Raw genomic sequence first — 23,372 nt, 5'->3', positions numbered from 1 at the left:
ACCGCCGCCGCCTCACCGCCGTCCTCCGACAGCGCCGCCACGGCCGCACCGATCCCCGGCAGCAGCCTGTCCATCGGCAGCAGTACGCCGATCAGCCCCGTGGAGGCCACGGCGATTTCGCCCGCGTTGTGCTCGCCGCCGATGCCCTTGGCGTTCAGGACGGCGGCCGCCTCCTCGGCGGTGGCGTGGGTGTCCTGGAAGCCCTTGGGGCCCGTACAGGCGTTGGCGCCGCCGGAGTTGAGGACCACCGCGGAGACGGCGCCGCCGCGCAGCACCTGCTGGGACCAGTGCACGGGTGCGGCCTTGACGCGGTTCGAGGTGAAGACCCCCGCCGCGGCCAGCCGGGGGCCGTGGTTGACCACGAGGGCCAGGTCCGGGTTGCCGTTCTCCTTGATGCCGGCGGCGATGCCCGCCGCGGTGAATCCCTGCGCTGCCGTCACGCTCACGGGGCGACTCCGATCGTGGAAAGTCCGGTGCTCTCGGGCAGGCCGAGGGCGATGTTCATGCTCTGCACCGCGCCGCCGGCGGTGCCCTTGGTCAGATTGTCGATGGCGCTGACGACGATGATCCGCTGCGCCGCCGCGTCGTGGGCGACCTGGACCTGAACGGCGTTGGAACCCACGACGGACGCGGTGGACGGCCAGCGGCCCTCGGGCAGCAGGTGCACGAACGGCTCGTCGGCGTACGCCTTCTCGTACGCGGCGCGCAGCGCTTCGGCGGTGGTGCCGGGCCGGGCCTTCGCCGAGCAGGTGGCCAGGATGCCACGGGGCATCGGCACGAGGACCGGGGTGAAGGACACCGAGACCCGCTCGCCCGCCAGCGGGGTGAGGTTCTGGACCATCTCGGGGGTGTGCCGGTGCCCGCCGCCGACCCCGTAGGGGGTGACGGAGCCCATGACCTCGGAGCCGAGCAGGTGCGGCTTGAGCGCCTTGCCCGCGCCGGAGGTGCCGGTGGCGGCGGTGACCACGGCCTCGGGCTCGGCGAGCCCCTGCGCGTACGCCGGGAACAGGGCCAGGGTGACCGCGGTGGGGAAGCAGCCGGGCACCGCGACGCGCGTGGACCCCTCCAGCGCGGTGCGGGCGCCCGGGAGTTCGGGGAGGCCGTAGGGCCAGGTGCCGGCGTGCGGGGAGCCGTAGAAGGCCTCCCAGTCGCGGGCGTCGCGGAGCCGGAAGTCCGCGCCCATGTCCACGATCAGGACGCCTTCGCCGAGCTGTTCGGCGACTGCGGCGGACTGGCCGTGCGGCAGCGCGAGGAAGACCACGTCGTGGCCGCTCAGCACCTCGGCCGTGGTGGGCTCCAGGATCCGGTCCGCGAGCGGGAGCAGATGGGGCTGGAGGGCGCCGAGGCGCTGTCCGGCGTTGGAGGCTCCGGTGAGGGCGCCGATCTCGACTCCGGGGTGCGCGAGCAGCAGGCGCAGCAGTTCACCGCCCGCGTATCCGCTCGCTCCGGCCACCGCAACTCGTACCACCATCGGACCCTCCTCCTTGATGGCATGACTATACGTTTCGATGCACGTTTATGCAACGCCGCTCCGGGTCCCCGGCAGTGTCATAAATGAACGAGCATTTATTAATCAGCCGAGAGGCGGCCGCAGGGCAGCCGGGAGGAGGCGGGGATGGCCGGGCGCCCCCGCGCAGTGGACGACTCCGCGATCCTGCGCGCCGCCGTGGCGGTCATGGGCCGCACCGGACCGGCGAAACTCACCCTCGCCCTGGTCGCGCGGGAGGTCGGACTGGTCCCGGCCACGCTCGTGCAGCGGTTCGGCTCCAAGCGGGGGCTGCTGCTCGCACTCGCCGGGCACAGCAGCCGGGACACCGCGGAGCTGTACGCGCGGGTGCGCGCGGAGCACGGCTCGCCGCTGGCCGCCCTCGACGCCCTGTTCGCCGGGCTCTCCGGCCCGCTGGACACCCCGGAGTCCTTCGCCCACCACCTGGCCTTCCTGTGCGCGGACCTCGGCGACCCGGAGTTCCGGGAGATCGCCCTCGCCGCCCAGCGCAGCCACGGCGCCCTGGTCGGGGAGCTCCTCGGGCAGGCCCTGCGCGCGGGCGAACTGCGGCCGGACACCCCGGCCGACGCCCTCGCCGCGACCGTGCACGCCGCGGTCACGGGCGCGGCCCTGCTGTGGGCCGTGGACCGGGAGGACACCCTCGCCCGGCGGCAGTCCGCCGCCCTCGCGGCCGTCCTCGCGCCCTGGCGCAGCGGGCACCCCGCACCCGCCGACACCGCAGGCGCCTAGGACACGCCCAGACGCACTCCACGCAGCACACGCCGGAAACGGAGCCACGCCATGACCGCACCCGCCCCCCGCCGCGGCCGCAGCTTCCGCACCCACGGGTTCATGGGCGCCAGCCTCGACGGGTTCATCGCCCGCGCGGACGGCGACCTGGCCTGGCTGGAGGAGTACGGCGAGGGCGCCGGGGACACCGGCTACGAGGCCTTCGTCGCCGGCATCGACACCCTGGTCCTCGGCCGCAACACCTACGACAAGGTGCTGACCTTCGGCTTCTGGCCGTACGAGGACCTGCGGGTGCTCGTCCTGACCGGCCGCACCGCCGCCGCGGACCCCCGGGTGACCTTCCTCCCGGACCTCGGTGCGCTGATCGCGCACCTGGAGGCCTCCGGGGCGCGGAACGTGTACGTGGACGGCGGCCGGCTGCTCCAGACCTTCCTGCGGGAGGGGCTGCTGGACGAGCTGACCGTCACCACCCTCCCCGTGCTGATCGGCAGCGGCGTCCCGCTGTTCGGGCAGCTGGAGCACGACGTGGCGCTGACCCACCGCAGCACGCGGACCCCGGGCGGGGGCCTCGTCCAGACCGTGTACGGGGTGAAGGCCGCGCCCCGCGGCTGAGCGGGACGCGGCCCGGTGGGGCGCGGCAGGGTAAGGCGCGGCCCGGTGAGGCCCCGGCCTGCCGGGACCCCGTACCGCTGCGCGGTCAGCCGGTGCGGTGGCGGACCCAGACGTTGGGCTCGACGTACACGGCGTACCCCGCGGCGGGCTCGCAGTGCACCGGCACCAGGGCTCCGGGCACGACCACCGGCCCGGCGGTGTCGAAGGGCAGCCCGGTCCACTCGCGCCAGTCGGCCAGTCCCGCCGAGACGGTCATGGAGGCGGGGGCGACCTTCTCGATCACGCCGCCCGCGCGGACGTGCACCCGCAGCCAGGCGTCGTACGGGAGGCCGTCCTCCCGGGTGCGGAAGGCGTACTCGCCGATCTGCGCGTCCGGTTCGGCGTGCTTGAGGTTGGGCCGGACCGGGGCGACGAGCTCGGCGAAGCCCCGGACGCGGGCGTTGGCCCGCATCGCCTTGAGCATCTCGCCGGACAGGCCGGAGCCCTGCCGGTCGGCGGCCACGGTGATCTCGATCGCGCTGACCGTGTCGGGTTCGACCCCGTGACGCAGGTCGGAGAAGGCCCACAGGAAGATCTGGTCCCAGCCGCGGTCGGGCAGCTCGCCGCGGCCCTCCCGGTGCAGGGCGAAGGGCAGGCTGAAGCCGCGGGCCACGACCTCGTCCCCCTCGGTGGCGACGAGGACGTACTCGGGCAGCTCCGTGACGATCCGGCCGTACAGCAGCCAGCCCACCGGGTCGTGCTGGACGAACTGCGGCCAGCTGTCCTTCATGCTCCAGAGGCGGCCGGCCAGTTCGGGGCGCTGGGCGAGGGTGGTGATGTGCAGCGGTCGGGTCGTGTCCATGGCCGCAGGCTAAGCGGGCGCACACTGCCCCTCAAGTCATTTATGCAGGCCAGGGGCCCTGCGGATCAGGCGGGGGCCTGGAGGGAGAGGTGCCAGCGGCCGGCCCGGCCCAGCAGGGTCACGGCGGCCAGCGGGCGCACATCCACGCTCCAGTACGTCTGCGGGGGCACCCCCAGGGCGTAGACGAGGGCCGCGCGGACCACGGAGGGCTCGGCGACCGCGACGATCGCGCCGCCGTCGTCGGCGGGCCGGGTGTCGAGCCAGCCGCCGATGCGGCAGATGAAGGCGAACAGGGACTCGCCGCCGTGCGGGGCGCTGCGCGGGTCGGCGAGCCAGGCGTCCACGGCGTCGGGTTCCCGGGCCGCGACCTCGGCGAGGGTCAGCCCCCGCCAGCGGCCCATGTCGCATTCGCGCAGGGCGGGTTGGGCGAGGGGGGCGTAGCCGAGGGCCTGGCCGGTGGAGCGGCTGCGCGGGGTGGGCGAGCAGTAGCGCAGCTCGGCGGCGCCGAGGGGGACGAGCCCGCGGGCGGCGTGCTCGACCGAGGCCCAGCCGGTCTGGTCCAGCGGCCGGTCGTCGTCGAAGCGCTCGGCGAGCAGCGGGGAACTGCGGGCTGCGGCGACGAGCGAGACCCGAACATGCATGCGCAGATGGTGAGCTGCATCACGCGACTGGTCAAGCGTCAGGACGGCAGCGATGGGACGAGCGTCAGGACGGCGGCGACCGGTCGGGGGTCAGGACGGCAGCGGTCCGCCCGCGGCGCCTCCGGGCAGGAGTTCCGCGCAGGCGGCCAGGCGGCGGACGGCTTCGGCGAGTTCGCCCGTGCCGGAGGCCCCGGCGAAGCTGATCCGGATGTGGGGGGCGGGCGGCTCGGCGCTGAAGAAGGGGCTGCCGGGGGCGACGGCGACCCCGGCGCGCAGGGCCTCGGCGGTGAATCCGGCCTCGTCGGCGCCGTCGGGGAGGCGGGCCCAGAGCTGGTAGCCCCCGTCGGGGACGTGCGGCAGGCGCAGGGCGGGCGCCCGGCGGGCGAGTTCGGCGGCGACGGTCTCGCGCCGGTGGCGCAGTTCGGCGCCGACGGTGCGCAGGTGGCGGGGCCAGGCGGGGGCGCCGACCAGTTCGAGGGCGGTCTCCTGGAGGGGCCGCGGTACGAAGAAGCTGTCGACGACCTGGATGGCGCGCAGCCGGCCGAGCACCGGCCCGCGGGCGGCGAGCGCGCCCACGCGCAGGCTGGGCGAGGCGGCCTTGGTGAGGGAGCGGACGTGGACGACCACCCCGTCGGGGTCCTCGGCGGCGAGCGGCGCGGGCAGCGCGGCCCCTTCGGCGTGCCCGAGGTGGCGGGCGAAGTCGTCCTCGACGACGAAGGCCCCGGCGGCGCGGGCGATGCGGCGGACCTCGGCGCGGCGGGCCGCGGAGAGCACGGCCCCGGTGGGGTTCTGGAAGAGGGGCTGGCAGACGAAGACGCGGGCGCCGGTGGCGGCGAAGGCGGCTTCGAGGAGTTCGGTGCGCACGCCCTCGGGGTCGACGGGTACGGGGACGGGCCGCAGTCCGGAGGCGCGGGCGATGGCGAGCATCCCGGGGTAGGTGGGCGATTCGACGAGCACGGGGGCGCCGGGCGGGGCGAGCGCCCGCAGGGCGGTGGTCAGGGCGCTCTGGCCGCCGGCGGTGACGAGCACGTCGGCGGCGGTGGTCTGCCCGCCGATCTCGCGGGCGAACCAGTCGCGCAGTTCGGGCAGCCCCTCCATGGGCGGGCGGGCCCAGGCCCCGGGCCGGCGGCCGGCCCGGGCCAGGGCGGCGGCCAGGGCCCGCTCGGGCTGGAGGGAGGCGTGCAGGTAGCCGCCGTTGAGCTCGATGACCCCGGTGGGGGGTGCGGCGAGGGAGACCAGCACCCCGGAGGCGTCGACGGAGCGCGGTACGGCCTCGCCCGCCGGGTCGGCGCTGAGGGTGACCTCCTGCCAGGAGGTGTCGCCGGGGGCCTCGGCGCGGGTGCGGGGGCGGGAGCGGAAGGCGCCGGCGCCGGGCCGGGTCTCGACGAGTCCCTCGGCGGCGAGCCGGGCCAGGGCGCGGGTGACGGTCACGGGGCTGACCCGGTACTGCTGTACCAGGGCCCGGCTCGACGGCAGCTTTCCACCGATCGAGTAGCGGTTGAGCTCCGCTCTCAGGGTTTCCGCCAACTCACCCACACTGCTACGCTCGTTCATGAGAGCACAGAATAGCGCTACCCCTTCCGCGACGAAAGCGGTCGAGAGCCTGCCGAGTACGGACAGCGGCAGCGACGGCGGCAGCAGCAGTGGGCGCAGCACCCTGCGCCGGGGCACCGCGTACGCCGCGCTCGGCGTGGCCGCCTTCTCGCTGACCTTCCCCTCCACGGTCTGGGGCCTGGAGAGCTTCGGCCCCTGGTCCCTGGTCAGCCTGCGCGCCCTCCTGGGCGCCGTGGTGGCCGGCGCCTTCCTCCTCGCCTTGCGGGTGCCGCTGCCCGACCGCGCCCACTGGGCCGGGATCGCCGTGGTGGCGGCCGGGGTGGTGACCGGCTTCCCGGTGCTGACCACACTGGCGCTGCGCACCTCCACCACCTCCCACGCGGCGGTGGTGGTCGGGCTGCTGCCGCTGACCACCGCCGCCTTCGCGGCCCTGCGCACCGGGATCCGGCCCTCGCGCACCTTCTGGGGCGCGGCCCTCGCCGGGGCGGCCGTGGTGCTCGCCTTCACGCTCGGCCAGAGCGGGGGCTCCCTGGCCGCGGGCGACGGCTACCTCTTCGCCGCCCTGCTGATCTGCGCCGCGGCGTACGTCGAGGGCGGCCGGCTGGCGAAGGTGATGCCGGGCTGGCAGGTGATGGGCTGGGCGCTGGTGCTGTGCCTGCCGTTCGCGCTCGCGGGGGCCGCGGCGGGGCTGGCGCACGAGCCGGTGCGGCTGGGCTGGCACGGGGTGGCCGGGCTGGTGTGGGTGGCCCTGGGCTCGACCTTCTTCGGCGGGTTCGTCTGGTACCGGGGGATCGCCGAGATCGGGCCGGCGCGGGCCAGCCAGCTGCAGCTGGCCCAGCCGCTGCTGACCCTGGTGTGGTCGGTGGCCGTGCTGGGCGAGCACCTGTCCCCCACGGTGCCGCTGGCGGCCGCGGGGGTCCTGCTGTGCATCGTCGTCACCCAGCGCGCCTGAGCCCGCTCCCCCCGCCCCGGAGGGGTCAAAACGGCCTGAATAACCGTAAACTGGCGTCACCTGATCCGACCGCCTCCGAGGAGGTCAGCATGCGTGCGACCGAGGGCGACCAGCTGGTGCAGCACGGCAGAATCGTGGGACAGCACGACAAGGTGGGCGAGATCACCCAGGTGCTCGGCGAGAACGGCACTCCCCCCTACCGCGTCCGCTTCCAGGACGGCCACGAGGCAGTGATGTCCCCCGGGCCCGACTGCGTCGTACGGCATCCCGCCGGGCCCGGGCACTGATCAGCGCGGCGGTACCGCCGCCGGGTAGTGGTCGGCGACCACCCGGGCCATGGCCCCGATGGGATCCGCGGCCACCTGCTTCGCGGAGAAGTAGGCGTGTCCGCGGATCTCCGGGTAGCGGGCGGCCAGCGCGAGGTGCTGCGACAGCTCCCCGGGCCGCCGCCAGGCCGCCGTCGGACTGTCCGCCTCGCAGCGGTAGAGGGCCTCGCCGATGTACAGGTCCACGCCGGTGCCCCGGACCGCCTCCGCCCACCAGGGGGCCAGCTCGGCGTAGTCCGCCGCCTTGTTCCCGATGTGCCAGTACACCTGCGGGACGATGTAGTCGATCCAGCCCTCCCGCACCCAGCGGCGGGTGTCGGCGTACAGGTCGTCGTACGCGGCCAGGCTCTGCGTGGCCGAGCCCAGCGGGTCCTTGGAGCGGTTGCGCCACACCCCGAAGGGGCTGATCCCGAAGCGGGTGCCGGGGCGCAGCCGCGCGATCCGCTCCGACATCTCGCGCACGAGCAGGTTGACGTTGCCCCGGCGCCAGGAGGCCCGGGAGGCGAAGCCGCCGCCGTGCTCCCCGTACGCCGCGTCGTCGTCGAAGTACTCGCCGGCGACCGGGTACGGGTAGAAGTAGTCGTCCCAGTGGACGGCGTCCACGGGGTAGCGGGCCACGGCGTCGAGCATGGCGTCCTGGACGAAGGCGCGGACCTCGGGCAGCCCGGGGTTGTAGTAGAGCTTGCCGCCGTACGCGACCGTCCAGCCGGGGTTGCGCCGCGCCGGGTGGCGGGAGCTCAGCAGGCCGGGGTCGGTGTGGTTGGCGACCCGGTACGGGTTGAACCAGGCGTGCAGCTCCAGCCCGCGCGCGTGGGCCTCGGCCACCGCGGTGCCCAGCGGGTCCCAGCCGGGGTCCTTGCCCTGGGTCCCGGTCAGCCACTGCGACCAGGGCTCGTACGGGGAGGGCCACAGGGCGTCGGCCGTGGGGCGGACCTGGAGGATGACGGCGTTCAGCCGCCGCTCCACCGCGCTGTCGAGCAGGGCGGTCAGCTCGGCGCGCTGCCGCTGGGCGCTGAGGCCCTGCCGGGAGGGCCAGTCCACGTTGAACACCGTGGCCGCCCACATCCCGCGGAACCCGGGGGCGCCGGCGGCGGGCACCGCCGGTCCCGGCGCCTCCGCCGGCTCCGCCCCCGCTGCCGCGGATGCCGAAGGCGCCGAGGGCGCCCCCTGCGGCGCCCCGGCGGCCGCGGCGGGACCCGCCGCGGCCCCCGCTCCCGCCGCGGCGGCCAGCGCCCCCGCGGCCCCGGCCAGCAGCTCCCTGCGCCCGATCCCTGTCATGTGACGCTCCCGTTCCGCTGAGTGACGAAGATCCCGTACGCACAGGATGCCCGGCCCTGCTCCCCGAGCCGTGGACCGCCGGGAGTAACGTCGGGGGGCGTGGCGGGCGCCGGTTCCTCCGCAGTTACCACTGACCGAACCGGGGGACCCGCCCGGGACGACCAGGAAAGGCACGAAGTGACTGACCTCCCTACCGACATCACGCGCGTCGGCGTAGTGGGCTGTGGCCAGATGGGAGCGGGCATCGCCGAGGTGTGCGCCCGCAGCGGCCTTGAGGTCAAGGTCGCCGAGACCACCGGCGAGGCCTTGGAGATCGGCCGTACCAGGCTGTACAACTCGCTGACGAGGGCCGCCGAACGCGGCAAGATCAGCGAGACCGAGCGGGACGAGACCCTCGCCCGCCTGAGCTTCACCACCGACCTCGGCGAGTTCGCCGACCGCGACCTCGTCATCGAGGCCGTGGTGGAGAACGAGCAGGTCAAGACGGAGATCTTCCAGGTCCTCGACCAGGTGATCACCCGGCCGGACGCGATCCTCGCCTCCAACACCTCCTCCATCCCGCTGGTCAAGCTGGCCGTGGCCACCTCGCGCCCCGACCAGGTCATCGGCATCCACTTCTTCAACCCGGCGCCGGTGCAGAAGCTCGTGGAGCTGATCCCCGCCCTCACCACCGGCGAGGAGACCGTCAAGCGCGCCGAGGCCCTGGTCCGGGACGTGCTGGGCAAGCACGCGATCCGCGCCCAGGACCGCTCCGGGTTCGTGGTCAACGCCCTGCTCGTGCCGTACCTCCTCTCCGCGATCCGGATGTTCGAGTCCGGGATCGCCAGCCGCGAGGACATCGACAACGGCATGGAGTTCGGCTGCGCCCACCCGATGGGCCCGCTGAAGCTCGCCGACCTGATCGGCCTGGACACCATCGTCTCGATCGCCGACTCGATGTACACCGAGTACAAGGAGCCGCTGTACGCCGCTCCCCCGCTGCTCCAGCGGATGGTCGACGCGGGCCGCCTGGGCCGCAAGACGGGCTCGGGCTTCTACCCGTACGCCTGATCCGCCGCACGCCCGTGACTCCCCCGCCCCGCGCCGGGCGGGGGCAGGGCGGAGGGGGTCACAGCGGGACGAGCAGCGCCCCGCCGATCAGCCCGGCCGTCTCCCGGGCCCCCGGGCAGCCGCTGGCCAGCAGCTGTTCCCGGACCGCGAGGAGCCGCTCGCGCAGCCGGTGCGACTCCATCCCCCGGGCCAGCTCGGCCATTTCGGCCGCGGCGGAGGCCGCGCAGTCCGCCTCCCCCTGCCGCAGCCTGACCTCGCACAGCACCGCCAGCCGGTGCACCCGCCCCCGGTCGTGGGCCGGAGTGGCGACCGCGGCCACCGCCTGCTCGTCCGCCCCCGCCAGGTCCCCCAGGCTCAACAGGGCCTGCGCCACCTGCACGTTGACCAGCCCCGGCTGTACGTAGCCGGTCTCCGCGGGCTCGCCGCCCGGCCGGATCCGCTCGGCGGCCGCCTCGGCCCGCCGGATGCAGGAGCGGGCCGCGGCCCCGTCCCCGAGCCGCGCGTACGCCTTCGCCTGCATCGCGTACAGGTCGGCGGCCAGCGCCGGGGTGGTGTCCCGGCCGGCGGCCCGCAGCGCCGCCTCCGCGAAGGCCACCGCCTGCCGGAACTCCCGCAGGTGCAGGGACTGGTTGACGATCAGCGCGACCACGTACGCGCCCAGCCCGCGGTCCCCGCCCGACTTGGCCAGCCGCAGCGCCTGGTGGAAGGAGCGCTGCGCGGCCCCGTGCGCATCCGAGTCGTACGCGCAGATGCCCGCGACCGCCACCAGCGAGCCCGCCGCCCGGTGCAGCCCGCGGCCGAGGGCGTCCCCGTACCCGCCGCGCAGCAGCGGGGCGGCCTGGCTGCCGAGGAAGCGGGCGATCCGGGGCCGGGTGGCCATACCGCCGGTGCGCCGGTACATGAGCTCGTAGTGGGAGCGGGCGGCGCGCAGGATCTCGAGGTGCTCGGGACCCACCCGGGCCGGGCCGGAGCGGGAGACGTCGGCGTCCTCGGGCGGGTTCTCCCACTCCCAGACGGGGATCACGGCGGGGGTGCCGGTGAGGGCCGGGGCGGACAGCGGCGGGTGGCGGCCGTCCTCGCCGGCCCGCCACAGGGCGGTCGTGCGGTCCACGAAGGCGCTGAGCGGGGTGCCCCGGGGGTCGGCGGGGGCTCCCGGCATCCCGAGCCCGATGTCGTCGAGCCCCAGGGTGCGCCCCAGCCGCCGGGCCAGTACCTCGCAGATCAGGTCGGGCACCTGGCCGCGGGGCCGCTGCCCCTTCAACCACCGGGCCACCGCGGTGTGTTCGTACCGCAGGGCCAGTCCCCTGGCCCGGCCGGCCTGGTTCACGTGCGCCGCCAGTCCGGCGTGGGAGATCCCCGCCTCGGCGAGGAGTGCGTCGAGCAGGGTGTTGGGCTGCATGGGCCGCTCCAGGGGCTCGTCGGACTCAGCGTAGTCCGCGGGCCGTTCACACGGGGTGTGAACCGAGTGCGCGCATAAATGCGTTTCGCACGCTGCCGCGGGGGCGGTCCGGAGCGCTTGACTGAAGCGCCTCTCCAAGAGGCAGCCCGGGCCGTCGGCTCCCCCCTCGTACAGTGCGACGGCCCGCCCCGCGCCACCTGCCCCGCTGTCTGCCCGACACTCCATGGCGGGGCGGGTGGCGCATCCCCGACCACCGGGAAGGCACCGCTCCCGGGACCTGTCAGGTCCCGTGCGGGGTCACCGTCCGGCGCGCACGGCCTGCCCGTTCGCGTGCGCCGGACAGTGCCGGCGGTCGTTGCGCACCACCAGCAGGGCGACATCGTCGGCGAGTCGCCCGCTGGTGTGGCGCAGCAGTGCGGCGTGCACGCCCGCCACCAGCGCCGCGGGCGACAGCGGCCCGGCGGCGGCCGCGGCCAGGGCCGTACCGAGCGGGAAGCAGCGCCCCGCGCGGTCGCGGGCCTCCTCCGCCCCGTCGGTGTGCAGGAACAGCGCGTCCCCGTTCAGCAGCCGCGCCGACAGCTGTACGGGCAGTTCCGCGGGCAGCGGGAGCACGCCGAGCGGGGGCAGCGGATCGGATCCGCAGAGCAGTTCGGCCCGGCCCCGCCCGGAGCCCGCACCGGGGACGGCGGCGCGCAGCCGGTACGGCCAGGGGTGCCCGCAGTTGAGGGCGCGGACCCGGCCGTCCGCGGAGATCTCCAGGAGCAGGACGGTCACGAACTCCTCGGCCAGGGGGCTCTGCGGCTCCTGCGCGCAGGCCGCCGGGTGCTCCGCACGCGCCCGGTCCCGCAGATGGCGCTGGAGGCCCCGCTCCATCCGGCGCAGCACCCCGGCCAGGCGCGGTTCGTCGTACGCGGCCTCCCGGAAGCTGCCGAGGACGGCGGCCGCGGCGGCGAGGGCCGGCAGCCCGTGCCCGCGGACGTCGCCGATGACCACGCGCACCCCGTACGGGGTGGCGACGGCCTCGTACAGGTCCCCGCCGACCGAGGCGCCCCGGCTCGCCGACAGCTGGGCCGCGGCCAGCGCCAGCCCCTCCATGCGCGGCGGCAGGGGGCGCAGCAGCACCCGCTGGGCGGCCCCGGCGATCTCGCGGGTCCGGCGCAGCTCGCCTACCAGCCCCTGCCGGGCGTACAGGGCGGTGCCGGCGGCCAGCAGGAGGAAGGCGGCGCAGGTCAGGAGCCGGGCCGGCAGGGCATCGGAGACCGGGGCGTACAGCGGCCAGCTGACCGCACCGGCGGCCCAGGCCGACAGGCACAGCCGCCTGGTTCTCGGCACCTCGTCGCGGGGGGCCCGATCCGCCCTCGTGTGGTCCATGCCGGCGGCCTCCCCGAAGCCTGAGCGTCTCCGCGGGCAGTGACTCTCCGTCGCCCCCGCGGCCGGATCGATTGTGTCGATCGTCCGGTTCTGCTCACCGGCTTCGCGCCGGTTCTCACCCGAACGAGTGAGGGGCGCACCCGGTGTTCCGGGTACGCCCCTCACGGGCTGTGCACTACGGCGCTCGGAGGCCGTGCGGGGCGCCCGGTGGGTACGGGCGCCCGGTGCGGCTGCGGGGGTCAGGCCCCGCGGAGCACCGCGCCGGTCCGCTCGCCGGCGAGCGCGACGGCCGCGTCGCGGGCGGCCGTGGACTCCTCGGCCGTCAGCGTGCGGTCGGCGGCGCGGAAGCGCAGCGCGTACGCGAGCGACTTCTTGCCCTCGCCCACCTGCTCGCCGGTGAACACGTCGAACAGCCGCAGCGATTCGAGGAGTTCGCCCGCGCCCTTGCGCAGCGCGGCCTCGACGGACGCCGCCGGGACGGCGGAGTCGACGATCAGCGCCACGTCCTGGGTCGCCACCGGGAAGGTGGAGATCCGGGGGGCGCGGAGGGCCGCGCCGCCGGCCGCCGCGAGGCGGTCGAGGTCGATCTCCATCGCGCTGGTGCGGTCGGGCAGGCCCAGGGCCTTGACGACCCGCGGGTGCAGTTCGCCGGCGTGCCCGATGACCTGCTCGACCCCGTCGAGGGTGACCAGCAGCTCGGCGCAGCGGCCCGGGTGCCAGGGGCCGTACTGGCCCTGGCGGACGACCAGGTCGGCGCCGGCCTCGGCGGCCAGGGAGCGCGCGGCCTGGACGGCGTCCGCCCAGGTGGACGGGCGGCCTGCGCCCCACCAGCCGGCCTGCTCGCGGGCCCCGGCCAGCACGACCGCGGCGTACCGCGGCTGGGCGGGCAGGGCGGCGTTGAGGGCAGCGACCTCTTCGGCCGTGGGACGGCGGTCCACGGGCAGGCGCACCGCGACGCCGGGGGTGGCGGCGGCGCGGAAGACCAGGCCGGTCTCGAAGAGCGCGAGGTCGTGGCTGCCGCGGCTGTCGTTGCGGCGCAGCGAGCCCAGCAGGCCCGGCAGCAGGGTGCTGCGCAGGGCCGGCTCCTCGTCGGAGAGCGGGTTGACGAGGGTGACGACCTGGCGGGTGGCGTCGTGCGCCGGCAGCTGGAGCTGGTCGAAGACCTGCTCGCCGATGAACGGGTAGCTGGGGGCCTCGACGTAGCCCGCGCCGGCCAGGGCGCGGCCGACCCGGCGGTGCAGCTGCTGCCGGGCGGTCAGACCGCGGCCGGAGGGCACCTGCGGGAGGGTGGAGGGCAGGTTGGCGTAGCCCTCGAGCCGGATGACCTCTTCGGCGAGGTCGTTGGGCTCGGCGAGGTCGGGGCGCCACGAGGGCACCGTGACGACGAGCTCGTCCTGGCCGTAGACGTCGCAGCCGACCTCCTGGAGGCGCCGTACGACGGTCTCGCGGCCGTACGCCACGCCCGCGACCCGGTCCGGGTGGTCCGCGGGCATCGCGACGGTGCGCGGGGCGGCCGGGGCGGTCAGCTCGGTGACGCCCGCCTCGGCGGTGCCGCCCGCGAGGAGGACGAGCAGGTCGACGGTGCGCTGCGCGGCAGCGGCGGCGGCCTGCGGGTCGACCCCGCGCTCGAAGCGCTTGGACGCCTCGGAGGAGAGCTTGTGGCGGCGGGCGGTGCGGGAGATCGTGAGGGCGTCGAAGTGCGCCGCCTCGACCACGATGTCCGTGGTGCCCGTGACCAGGCCGGTCTCGGGGTCGGTCACCGGGTCGGCGATCTCGGTGTTGGCACCGCCCATGACGCCGGCGAGCCCGATGGGGCCGCTGTTGTCGGTGATGACCAGGTCCTCGGCGTCGAGGACGCGGGCGACCCCGTCGAGGGTGGTGAACTTCTCGCCCTGCTCGGCGCGGCGGACCCCGATGGGCCCGTCGACGCGGGAGCGGTCGTAGGCGTGCAGGGGCTGGCCGAGCTCCAGCATCACGTAGTTGGTGATGTCCACCGCGAGCGAGATCGGGCGCATGCCCGCCTTCTGGAGGCGGCGCTTGAGCCAGATCGGCGAGCGGGCGTCCGGGGAGACCCCCGTCACCGTGCGCGCGGTGAAGCGGTCGCAGCCCTGCGGGTCGGCGACCTTGACCAGGTAGCCGTACGAGTTCGGGGCCGGGACGTCGAGCAGCGCCGGGTCGCGCAGGGGCAGCCCGTACGCGGTGGCGGTCTCGCGGGCCACGCCGCGCATCGACAGGCAGTAGCCGCGGTCGGGGGTGACGGCGATGTCGAGGACCTCGTCGCGCAGCTCCAGCAGCTCGACCGCGTCGGTGCCGGTCTCGTGCTCGGGCGGCAGCACGATGATGCCGTGCGTGCCGTCGTCGCCCATGCCCAGCTCGTCGCCGGAGCAGATCATGCCGTGGGAGTTCTTGCCGTACGTCTTGCGGGCGGCGATGGCGAAGTCGCCGGGCAGGACGGCGCCGGGCAGGGCCACGACGACCTTGTCGCCGACGGCGAAGTTCCGGGCGCCGCAGACGATCTCCTGCGGCTCGCCGGTGCCGTTGGCCGCGCCGACGTCCACGGTGCAGAAGCGGATCGGCTTCTTGAACTCGGTCAGCTCCTCGATGGTCAGCACCTGGCCGACGACGAGGGGGCCGGTGAGGTCGGCGCCGAGCTGCTCGACGGTCTCGACCTCCAGACCGGCGTCGATGAGCTTGGCCTGCACGTCACGACCGGTCTCGCCCGCAGGCAGGTCGACGTATTCCCGCAGCCAGGAAAGCGGGACCCGCATCAGATCTCCATCCCGAACGGCCGGGTGAACCGGATGTCACCCTCGACCATGTCTCGCATGTCTTCGACGTTGTGGCGGAACATCAGCATCCGCTCGATGCCGAACCCGAAGGCGAAGCCGCTGTACTTCTCCGGGTCCACTCCGCAGGCGGTCAGCACCTTGGGGTTGACCATGCCGCAGCCGCCGAGCTCGATCCAGCCCTCGCTGGAGCAGGTGCGGCAGGGGCGGTCGGGGTTGCCCACCGACTCGCCGCGGCACACGTAGCACTGCATGTCCATCTCGGCGGACGGCTCGGTGAACGGGAAGAAGTTCGGGCGCAGGCGGGTGGTCATGTCCGCACCGAAGAGCGCCTGGACCATGTGGTCCAGGGTGCCCTTGAGGTCGGCCATGGTCAGGCCCTCGTCGACGGCCAGCAGCTCGATCTGGTGGAAGACCGGGGTGTGGGTGGCGTCGAGCTCGTCCGTGCGGAAGACGCGGCCGGGGCAGACCACGTAGACGGGCGGCTCCCGGTCGAGGAGCGTGCGGGCCTGCACCGGGGAGGTGTGGGTGCGCAGTACGACTCCGGACTCGTCGCCCTCGGTCCCCTCGGGGCCGCGGACGAAGAAGGTGTCCTGCATCTGGCGCGCCGGGTGGTCGGGCGTGAAGTTGAGGGCGTCGAAGTTGAACCACTCCGCCTCGACCTCGGGGCCCTCCGCCACCTCGTAGCCCATGGCCACGAAGATGTCCGCGATGCGGTCCATCAGCGTGGTCAGGGGGTGGCGGGCGCCGGCGGGGACGCGGTCGAAGGGCAGCGTGACGTCCACCGCCTCCTCGACGAGCACGCGCTCGTCGCGCTCGGCCTCGAGCTGCGCGAGACGCTCCGCGTACGCCTTGTTCACGGCGCCGCGGGCCTGGCCGACCCGCTTGCCCGCCTCGGCCTTGGCCTGCGGCGGCAGTGCGCCGATCTCGCGGTTCGCGAGCGCCAGGGGCGAGGCGCCGCCGCTGTGGGCGGTCTTCGCGTGCGCCAGGGCGTCGAGGTCGCCGGCGGCCGCGAAGGCGGCGAGCGCCTCGTCCCGCATGCGCTCGATCTCTTCCGGTTTCAGTGCCTCGACCTCGACAGGGTCGTACGACTTGTTCGGTGCCGACATCTCTTCCCGTACTTCCGATGGGCTGGCTGGTTGTCCCCGCTCCGACCGGTTGAGTTCGTCAAAGGGACGCAAAGGTGCCAAAGGACGAGTCTACGGGGCGGGCGGCGTGGAGGAGCCCGTGGGCCGCCTGGCGAGACTCTCGGGAGGTTACGAGAGGTAGGCCGGCGCGCCCACGGGCAGGGTAAATCGGAACTCGGCTCCGCCGCCGGGGCCGCGCCCGACCGTGATGGTGCCGCCGTGGGCCTCGACGATGCCCTTGACGATGTACAGGCCCAGGCCGGTGCCGCCGCGCTTGCTGCCCCGCCAGAAGCGGGTGAAGACGCGTCCCATCGATTCCTCGGGGATGCCGGGGCCTTCGTCGGTCACGGTGACGGCCGTTCCCTTCACGGGGGTCTCTGCGTGCTTGATCCAGGCGGGTGCCACTTCGATGGTGACCGTTCCCTCGCCGTGGCGCACCGCATTTTCCAGGAGGTTGCCGAGCACCTGGTCGATCTTGTCCGGATCGGCCCACAGGTCGGGCAGGGGGCTCAGGACGCGGACGAGGAAGCGCTCGGGCGCCTGCCCGTTGGCGGTGAGGGCCTGGACGTGCCGGCCGACGGCGGTGGCGACGTCCACGGGCTGGCGGCGCAGCTCCAGGCGGCCGGAGTCGATGCGGGAGATGTCGAGGAGTTCGGCGATCAGCCGGGTGACGCGGTTGGCGTCGGCGTCGACGGTCTCCAGCATGAGCCGCTTCTGGTCGTCCGTGAACCGCTCCCATTTGGCGAGGAGCGTGGCGGTGAAGCCCTTCACGGAGGTCAGCGGGGAGCGCAGCTCGTGGGCGACGGTGGCGATCAGCTCGGCGTGGCTGCGCTCGGTGCGGCGGCGGGCCTCGGTGCCGCGCAGGGTGACGACGAGCCGGCGGACGGGGCCGGTGGGGTGCTCGCGCACGTAGCGGGCGGAGACGAGCACCTCGCGGCCGCCGGGCAGCAGGAGGTTGCGCTCGGGCTGGCCGCGGCGGGTGGCGAGGCCGCCGTACGGGTCGGTCAGGGTCCACCAGCGGCGGCCGTCGAGGTCCTCCAGGGGCAGGGCGCTGTCGATCCGGGTGCCGAGGGCGGCGGCGGGGTCCACGGCGGTGATCCGGGCGGCGGCGCGGTTGAAGCACACGACGCGGCCGTGCTGGTCGGCGACGACGAGGCCGTCGGGCAGGTCGTCGGGGTCGACCGCGGAGTAGGCGGAGCGGGCGGGCTCCGCGGGGGCCGGTGCGGGGGCCGGATCCGCGGCCGCGGGTCTCTCCGCTCCCGCCGGCACGGCGGCCGCGGCGGGCGGCGGGGCCGCCGGGGAGCCGGCGGCCTGGTACCCGGCGTCGGGGCGCCCGGCGGCCGGGGCGGCGCCCGGCCGGGGCGCGCCCGGCGCCGGGGCCGGTCTGGCCTGGGAGGGGCCCGGCTGGGCGGGCACGGGTCCCGGCACGCCGGGGGGCACGGCCGCGGCCTCGTGCAGCTGCGGCGTGCTGTTCGTACCGACGGTCATGTCCCCGTACCCCACATCTCCGGTAGCGCCGTGGGCCCCCGGGCGGCCACATTACTAGCTGGGGGTCACGGAGCGGCACCCTCCGGGCGCCCGCTGTGCACGCGCGGATGCGTAGAGGCACACTGCGGCGGCCGTGGCGAGGTTCAGGCTCTCGGCCCTGCCGTGGATGGGGACGCGGACGACGGCGTCGGCCAGGGCCCGGGTCTCCTCGGGCAGGCCCCAGGCCTCGTTGCCGAAGACCCATGCGGTGGGGCCGCCCATGGTGCCCGCGTCGAGCTCGGCGTCGAGGTCGTCGGTGCCCGCGCCGTCGGCTGCCAGGATCCGCACGCCCGCGGCCCGCAGCCCCTCGACGGCCTGCTCGACGGGGACGCCCACGGCCACCGGCAGGTGGAAGAGGGAGCCCACGGAGGCCCGGACGGACTTGGGGTTGTACAGGTCCACGGAGGCGTCGGTGAGGATCACGGCGTCGGCCCCGGCGGCGTCGGCGCAGCGCAGCACCGTGCCGGCGTTCCCGGGGTCGCGGACGTGCGCGAGGACGGCGACGAGCCGGGGGCGGGCGGCGAGGACGGCCTCGAAGGGCGAGTCGAGGAAGTTGCAGACGCCGACGAGCCCCTGCGGGGTGACGGTCTGGGAGACCTCGGCGAGCACCTCGTCGGAGGCGTGGTGCACGCGGGCGCCCGCCTCGCGCGCCGCAGCGACGATGTCGGCGTACCGCTCGGCCGCCTCGACGGTCGCGAAGAGCTCCAGCAGCGTGGCGCCCTGCTCCCCGCGGTGGGCGACGGCCTCGCGGACGGCCTGCGGGCCCTCGGCGAGGAAGCGGCGCTCCTTCGTGCGGAAGTTGCGGCGCGCCAGTCGCCTGGCGGCCGCCACCCTGGGCGAACGGGGGGAGATCGGCTCGGCGGGGGTGGACATGTCTCGGCGGCTCGCTTCCGTGCGTACAGCGGGGTGCAGCGGTGGTGACGGGGTCCCAACGCACCGGACCCGCAGGCGCGTGGCCTGCGGGTCCGGGCTCCGGCTCGGAAGAGCCGGGGGGTTCGGCGCCTGGATACGGGATCAGGCTCCGGGAAGGTCGGGCCTGATCAGGCGGCGGCCTTCGGGGCGTTCACGTCGGCCGGGAGGGCCTTCTGCGCGACCTCGACCAGCGCGGCGAACGCGTTGCTGTCGTTGACGGCCAGCTCGGCCAGCATCTTGCGGTCCACCTCGATGTTGGCGGCCTTCAGACCCTGGATGAGGCGGTTGTACGTCATGCCGTTCTGGCGGGCAGCGGCGTTGATGCGCTGGATCCACAGCTGACGGAAGTCGCCCTTGCGCTTCTTGCGGTCGTTGAAGTTGTAGACCAGCGAGTGGGTGACCTGCTCCTTGGCCTTGCGGTACAGGCGCGAACGCTGACCGCGGTAGCCGGAGGCCGCCTCGAGGATCGCCCGGCGCTTCTTGTGGGCGTTTACTGCCCGCTTGACGCGTGCCACTTGTTAACTCCTTGTAGCGGGGCCGTGGTTGTCTTCACACGACCCGAAAATTCGATGGGGTCCCGGTCTCGACGTCCCGCTCCGCGCAGTGTGCGGGAGCGGAAGGACGTCACTTGCCGAGAAGCTTCTTGATCTTCGCGGCGTCGCCCGGGGCCATCTCGGCGTTGCCGGTGAGGCGACGCGTCAGCTTGGACGACTTGTGCTCGAGCAGGTGGCGCTTGCCGGCGCGCTCGCGGAGCACCTTGCCGGAGCCGGTGATCTTGAAGCGCTTCTTGGAACCGCTGTGCGTCTTGTTCTTCGGCATGGCGCCGTTTTCTCCTCGTCGGTGGCGCTCCCGCCGGTCCGTGGGGACCGGCGCCGGGAGCGTCAGTTGTGTCGGTGACCCGGGGCAGGCTGCTCCGGGATCAGGCCTCGGCGTTTTCCTCGGCGGTTTCCTCAGCAGCGTCCACGGCCTCGGCCGCAGCCTCGGCCTCCGCCCCGGCGGGGGCGTCCGTGGAGAGCGCCTGGCGCTCGGCCTTGCGGGCCGCCTGCGCCTCGCGGGCTTCGGCCATCGCCTCGGTCTTCTTCTTGTGAGGACCGAGAACCATGATCATGTTGCGGCCGTCCTGCTTCGGGTTCGACTCGACGAAACCGAGGTCCTGGACGTCCTCCGCCAGACGCTGCAGCAGTCGGTAGCCGAGCTCCGGCCGGGACTGCTCGCGACCACGGAACATGATCGTGATCTTGACCTTGTCGCCCTGCTTGAGGAACCGGACGACGTGACCCTTCTTGGTGTCATAGTCGTGCGGGTCGATCTTCGGCCGGAGCTTCATCTCCTTGATGACCGTGTGCGCCTGGTTCTTGCGCGCCTCACGGGCCTTCATGGCCGACTCGTACTTGAACTTGCCGTAGTCCATGAGCTTGCAGACCGGAGGCCGTGCAGAGGCCGCGACCTCGACCAGGTCCAGGTCGTACTCCTGCGCAAGCTCGAGCGCCTTGGCAAGGGGAACAATCCCGACCTGCTCGCCGCTCGGACCGACAAGTCGCACCTCGGGAACGCGAATCCGGTCGTTGATGCGGGGCTCGGTGCTGATGGATCCTCCTCGGTTGCACCAACGGCTGCCTGGAGGACAGCCGCGTGACGTCTGTGTCAGTCCGACCAACCGCGGGGAGGCATGAAAAATGCCCCGCTACGGTACACAGGCGGGAGCTCCATGGAACCGGAGCACCGCCGCATGAACCTCACGGGGCGCACTTCGGGCTGCTTTCCATCGTCCGTACGGAACGATGGATGCCGCCTGACCGGTGACCCGCCGTCCCTGGGGGCGGTCGGGTGGGAGTACGGAGCCTCCACTTGTGGGCCGGGGACACAGGTCTCCGGCCGGTCGTCACACAAGGTTAGCAGGAGGGCGGCGGTGGCGCTAACCGGGTGGCGGCGGGAGCGCAAGCACCGGGCGGGTGGGACGCGCGGGAGTCCCGCCGGGCGGGCGGATCCGGGGCGGCTTCGTCCGCTTCCCCCGCCCGGCTTATCGTGGGGGCATGACTGACGCGACGCCCCCCACCGGCACCGCGGCCGACCAGGCCCCGGACGCCCCCGACTACGACACCCTCACCCGCGATATCGCGGAGGTGCCCGCGGTCGAGGTGATCACGACGGTGGCCGTCCACCTGCTGAGCGCCGCCGCGGTCAACCTCGGCCTCGACAAGCCGGACTCCGAGTACAAGGACCTCGACGAGGCCCGCAAGCTGATCACGGCCCTGGCCGGCCTGGTCACCGCGAGCGCCACCGAGATCAGCTCCTTCCACGCGGCCCCGCTGCGGGACGGCCTCAAATCCCTCCAGCTGGCCTTCCGCGAGGCCTCGCTGGTCCCGGACGAGCCGGGCCAGGGGCCGGGCGAGAAGTTCACGGGCCCCGTCTACGCCTGACACCGGCCGGCTGCCGCCGACCGCTGAGCGGAACACCGAAGGGCCCCGGGGCGTACCCCGGGGCCCTTCGCGCTGCGCGGGCCCGCGTCCGCCTCAGGCCCGGGTGAAGAGGGGTTCGGCGGGGGGCTCGGGGGTGCCCGCCGGGAGCAGGGCCAGGTTCAGCCCGCGGACCAGGCGGGCCCGCAGCGTCTCGTCGGCGGCCAGGGCCTGCGCGACCCGGCGCGCGGCGGCCGGGCCGTCCGCCGGGGCGGCCCCGGCCTGCGGGGTCAGGACCACGGCCAGCACTCCGTCGGCCGCGGGGCCGCCCGGCAGCAGGTGCGCCCGCAGCACCGCGGGCTCCGCGGCCACGGCGGCCCGTACGGCCTCCCGTACGGCGGGGTCGGCCAGCGGGTCGGCGGTGGTGCGGCCCTCGGCCAGGGCGAGCAGGGCGGGGCCGGTCAGCTGGTACGCCACCGGGCCGGCCATGTCCAGGACGACGGTGTCGGCCTTCTCGTGGGCGGCGGCCGCGAGGGCCTGGTGCAGCGGGACCGCCACCGGGCGGGCCGCGGGGTCCCAGCGGGCGAGCGACTCCGTCGACGTGAACGCGGGCAGGGCCCGGCGGTCCCCGGCGCGGAGGGTGGGCACGGCCATGTCGCTGGTCTTCTCGCGGCGCAGCCCGGTCTCCGGGTCCTCCTCCACCTCGCCGAGCACGGCGACCACGGGGACCAGGAGGCGGGCGTCCTTGAGGGCCGCGAGGACCTCCGGTTCTGCGGACCGGTCCGCGGACCAGGCGGCCAGGGCGGCCGTCAGGCGGGGGTCGGCGGAGCCGTCGTCTTCGGCGAAACCGGGGTCGGGAATGTTCTTGAGGGCCACATTCCCGACCTTATCCCGCCGACCGGCACCCGCTGCGCGGGGCCTGTTCCCCACCCCGCCCCTTCCCGAAGCGGGGGCTCCGCCCCCACACCCCCGCGCCTCAAACTCCCCCAGACTTCGTCCGGGGGGACCCCCTGGCGAGGCTGGAGGTATCCAGCCCGCGCGGCGTTTGAGCGCACCGGGCGCGCAGCGCACGGAACGGGGTCCGGGGCGGAGCCCCGGTTTCGGGAAGGGGCGGGTCGGGGAACAGGCCCCGCGCAGCGGAGGGCCCGGTCAGGGCCGCGGTCGGCGGCGGACGGTCAGGGCCGCAGCGGCGGCCAGCAGCGCCAGACCCGTACCGCCCACCCCCCACGCCACCGCCGAAACCCCGTCCCCACCGGCCCGCACCACCGCCGGCCCCGGCCCGAAGTACCGCCCCGCATGCGCCGCAGGCACAGGCACCGCCGCCTCCCCCCGCAGCCGCCCCGCCGCCCGCAGCGCCGCCGCCGGGTCGACCAGGCCGTGTCCGCGCGCGTCGTTGCGGCCGCCGGCCGGCCGGTCCCGCGCCGTGTCCGCGAGGAGCTGCTTCACCTGCGCCGGCGAGAGCCCCGGGTACGCGGCCCGCACCAGCGCGGCCGTGCCCGATACGAAGGCCGCCGCGGCACTGGTCCCCCAGCCCTCGTAGTAGCTGCGGTCGGGGTCGGCGATCACGATGTCGACGCCGGGTGCGCTGACGGTCGCGTACCAGTGGCGGGTGGAGAAGGGGGCCCGGTTGCCCTGCCGGTCCACGGCGGTGACGGCGATGACCCCGGGGTACGCGGCCGGGTACGAGACCCGGTTGCCCTGCGCCCCGCCGTTGCCCGCGGAGGCGACGACCACGATGCCCTTGGACAGCGCGTACTGCACGGCCTCGTCCTCGGCCGCCTCGTGGTGCGCGGAGGCGCTGTCGTCGCCGAGCGAGAGGTTGATGACGTCGGCGCCGTGGTCGGCGGCCCAGCGGATGCCCTCCGCGAGGGCGCCGCCCTTGTGCCGGCGGGCCTTGGCCCGGCCGGGATCGCCCTCTTCGAGGATCACCCGCACCGGCAGGATCCGGGCGCCGGGCGCGATGCCGAGCACCCCCTTCCCGCGGCCGGTGCCGTGGCCCCGGCCCGCGATGATCCCGGCCATCGCGGTGCCGTGCCGGGCCCAGGAACGGTCCCCGCGGCCGGCGCCGAAACCGACGGCGTCCCTGCCTTCGAGTACCTGTCCGCGCAGGTCGGGGTGGGTGGCGTCGACCCCGGTGTCGAGGACGGCGACGGTGGTGCCGGTGCCGTCGGTGGTGCGCCAGGCCTCTTCGGCGTGCAGGGCCTCCAGGGCCCACTGCCGGTCGCGGATCGCGTCGGCGTGCGCGGGCGCGGCGGCGGCGCCCGCGGAGGCGGCGAGCCCGAGTACCAGGACGAGGGAGAGCCCGCGGCGGCTGCGGCCCCGGCGGGGCACGGGCCTGCGGGAGGGGCGGGGCGCGGGGCGGGC

At 74.8% G+C, this 23,372-nt stretch carries 23 protein-coding genes; 6 read left to right on the top strand and 17 right to left on the bottom strand.

Annotation, left to right across the window (positions count from 1 at the left end):
* Nucleotides 1–446, bottom strand: a 446-nt coding sequence (locus ACZ7JZ_RS32365) for a bifunctional ornithine acetyltransferase/N-acetylglutamate synthase (protein WP_470945746.1), incomplete at its 3' end; no start/stop codon positions are given.
* On the bottom strand, nt 443–1,471 hold the full coding sequence (gene argC / locus ACZ7JZ_RS32360; protein WP_470945743.1) for an N-acetyl-gamma-glutamyl-phosphate reductase: 1,029 nt from the start codon (nt 1,469–1,471) through the stop codon (nt 443–445). The genes argC and ACZ7JZ_RS32365, both read right to left, overlap by 4 nt.
* Nucleotides 1,472–1,615: 144 nt before the next feature.
* Here argC and ACZ7JZ_RS32355 point away from each other — a divergent pair, with 144 nt between their 5' ends.
* Nucleotides 1,616–2,236, top strand: a complete 621-nt coding sequence (locus ACZ7JZ_RS32355) for a TetR/AcrR family transcriptional regulator (protein WP_470945741.1) — start codon at nt 1,616–1,618, stop codon at nt 2,234–2,236.
* Between the two features lie 51 nt (nt 2,237–2,287).
* Nucleotides 2,288–2,848 carry a dihydrofolate reductase family protein gene (locus ACZ7JZ_RS32350; protein ID WP_470945738.1) on the top strand — a complete coding sequence of 187 codons (561 nt, stop codon included), beginning with the start codon at nt 2,288–2,290 and terminating at the stop codon, nt 2,846–2,848.
* 85 nt (nt 2,849–2,933) lie between these two features.
* Here ACZ7JZ_RS32350 and ACZ7JZ_RS32345 read toward each other — a convergent pair whose 3' ends face one another.
* The 3 genes from ACZ7JZ_RS32345 to ACZ7JZ_RS32335 form a co-directional block, all read right to left on the bottom strand.
* Entirely contained in the window at nt 2,934–3,689 is a 756-nt protein-coding gene (locus tag ACZ7JZ_RS32345; protein ID WP_470945737.1) for an N-acetyltransferase, read from the bottom strand.
* A 65-nt stretch (nt 3,690–3,754) separates the two neighbouring features.
* Nucleotides 3,755–4,330, bottom strand: a complete 576-nt coding sequence (locus tag ACZ7JZ_RS32340; RefSeq protein WP_470945734.1) for a histidine phosphatase family protein — start codon at nt 4,328–4,330, stop codon at nt 3,755–3,757.
* Nucleotides 4,331–4,420: 90 nt separating this feature from the next.
* Entirely contained in the window at nt 4,421–5,884 is a 1,464-nt protein-coding gene (locus ACZ7JZ_RS32335) for an aminotransferase-like domain-containing protein (RefSeq protein ID WP_470945733.1), read from the bottom strand.
* Here ACZ7JZ_RS32335 and ACZ7JZ_RS32330 point away from each other — a divergent pair.
* Complete coding sequence (locus ACZ7JZ_RS32330) at nt 5,883–6,836, top strand: DMT family transporter (RefSeq protein ID WP_470945731.1); 954 nt, start codon at nt 5,883–5,885, stop codon at nt 6,834–6,836. The genes ACZ7JZ_RS32335 and ACZ7JZ_RS32330 overlap by 2 nt on opposite strands.
* A gap of 89 nt (nt 6,837–6,925) precedes the next feature.
* The gene (locus ACZ7JZ_RS32325; RefSeq protein ID WP_470945730.1) at nt 6,926–7,123 is read left to right on the top strand and encodes a DUF1918 domain-containing protein; all 198 of its coding nucleotides are present in this window, start codon (nt 6,926–6,928) and stop codon (nt 7,121–7,123) included.
* Here ACZ7JZ_RS32325 and ACZ7JZ_RS32320 read toward each other — a convergent pair whose 3' ends face one another.
* Nucleotides 7,124–8,440 carry a glycoside hydrolase family 10-like protein gene (locus ACZ7JZ_RS32320; protein WP_470945727.1) on the bottom strand — a complete coding sequence of 439 codons (1,317 nt, stop codon included), beginning with the start codon at nt 8,438–8,440 and terminating at the stop codon, nt 7,124–7,126.
* A 177-nt stretch (nt 8,441–8,617) separates the two neighbouring features.
* On the opposite strand from ACZ7JZ_RS32320, the gene ACZ7JZ_RS32315 reads away from it, so the two are divergent.
* Nucleotides 8,618–9,490, top strand: coding sequence for a 3-hydroxybutyryl-CoA dehydrogenase (locus tag ACZ7JZ_RS32315; protein ID WP_470945724.1), 873 nt, complete (start codon nt 8,618–8,620; stop codon nt 9,488–9,490).
* Between the two features lie 58 nt (nt 9,491–9,548).
* On the opposite strand, the gene ACZ7JZ_RS32310 is transcribed toward ACZ7JZ_RS32315, so the two are convergent.
* The 9 genes from ACZ7JZ_RS32310 to infC all read right to left on the bottom strand — a co-directional run bounded on the left by ACZ7JZ_RS32310 (nt 9,549) and on the right by infC (nt 20,260).
* Nucleotides 9,549–10,889, bottom strand: a complete 1,341-nt coding sequence (locus ACZ7JZ_RS32310) for a transcriptional regulator (RefSeq protein ID WP_470945722.1) — start codon at nt 10,887–10,889, stop codon at nt 9,549–9,551.
* A 297-nt stretch (nt 10,890–11,186) separates the two neighbouring features.
* On the bottom strand, nt 11,187–12,260 hold the full coding sequence (locus ACZ7JZ_RS32305) for a PP2C family protein-serine/threonine phosphatase (RefSeq protein ID WP_470945719.1): 1,074 nt from the start codon (nt 12,258–12,260) through the stop codon (nt 11,187–11,189).
* Between the two features lie 239 nt (nt 12,261–12,499).
* A complete protein-coding gene (pheT, locus tag ACZ7JZ_RS32300; RefSeq protein WP_470945716.1) occupies nt 12,500–15,028 on the bottom strand; it encodes a phenylalanine--tRNA ligase subunit beta in 2,529 nt (842 codons plus the stop codon).
* On the bottom strand, nt 15,028–16,155 hold the full coding sequence (gene pheS / locus ACZ7JZ_RS32295; RefSeq protein ID WP_470945714.1) for a phenylalanine--tRNA ligase subunit alpha: 1,128 nt from the start codon (nt 16,153–16,155) through the stop codon (nt 15,028–15,030). Before pheS ends, pheT begins: the two co-directional genes overlap by 1 nt.
* Before the next feature lie 147 nt (nt 16,156–16,302).
* Nucleotides 16,303–17,661 (bottom strand): sensor histidine kinase, encoded by a 1,359-nt coding sequence (locus tag ACZ7JZ_RS32290; protein WP_470945711.1) that lies wholly within the window; start codon nt 17,659–17,661, stop codon nt 16,303–16,305.
* Between the two features lie 54 nt (nt 17,662–17,715).
* The gene (locus ACZ7JZ_RS32285; RefSeq protein ID WP_470945709.1) at nt 17,716–18,573 is read right to left on the bottom strand and encodes a TrmH family RNA methyltransferase; all 858 of its coding nucleotides are present in this window, start codon (nt 18,571–18,573) and stop codon (nt 17,716–17,718) included.
* Between the two features lie 167 nt (nt 18,574–18,740).
* Complete coding sequence (gene rplT / locus ACZ7JZ_RS32280; protein ID WP_470945707.1) at nt 18,741–19,127, bottom strand: 50S ribosomal protein L20; 387 nt, start codon at nt 19,125–19,127, stop codon at nt 18,741–18,743.
* A gap of 109 nt (nt 19,128–19,236) precedes the next feature.
* Nucleotides 19,237–19,431 carry a 50S ribosomal protein L35 gene (gene rpmI / locus ACZ7JZ_RS32275; protein WP_030192941.1) on the bottom strand — a complete coding sequence of 65 codons (195 nt, stop codon included), beginning with the start codon at nt 19,429–19,431 and terminating at the stop codon, nt 19,237–19,239.
* Nucleotides 19,432–19,531: 100 nt separating this feature from the next.
* Entirely contained in the window at nt 19,532–20,260 is a 729-nt protein-coding gene (gene infC / locus ACZ7JZ_RS32270; RefSeq protein WP_470945758.1) for a translation initiation factor IF-3, read from the bottom strand.
* Nucleotides 20,261–20,645: 385 nt separating this feature from the next.
* On the opposite strand from infC, the gene ACZ7JZ_RS32265 reads away from it, so the two are divergent.
* Complete coding sequence (locus ACZ7JZ_RS32265) at nt 20,646–21,032, top strand: DUF1844 domain-containing protein (RefSeq protein ID WP_470945704.1); 387 nt, start codon at nt 20,646–20,648, stop codon at nt 21,030–21,032.
* Nucleotides 21,033–21,125: 93 nt separating this feature from the next.
* On the opposite strand, the gene ACZ7JZ_RS32260 is transcribed toward ACZ7JZ_RS32265, so the two are convergent.
* Both ACZ7JZ_RS32260 and mycP read right to left on the bottom strand, forming a co-directional pair.
* Complete coding sequence (locus ACZ7JZ_RS32260) at nt 21,126–21,884, bottom strand: SseB family protein (protein ID WP_470945702.1); 759 nt, start codon at nt 21,882–21,884, stop codon at nt 21,126–21,128.
* Between the two features lie 273 nt (nt 21,885–22,157).
* Nucleotides 22,158–23,339 carry a type VII secretion-associated serine protease mycosin gene (mycP, locus tag ACZ7JZ_RS32255; RefSeq protein ID WP_470945756.1) on the bottom strand — a complete coding sequence of 394 codons (1,182 nt, stop codon included), beginning with the start codon at nt 23,337–23,339 and terminating at the stop codon, nt 22,158–22,160.
* Nucleotides 23,340–23,372: the final 33 nt, after the last annotated feature.

Source organism: Streptomyces sp. NPDC038213 (genome assembly GCF_055600495.1).
This window is presented reverse-complemented; position numbering and strand designations above follow the sequence as displayed.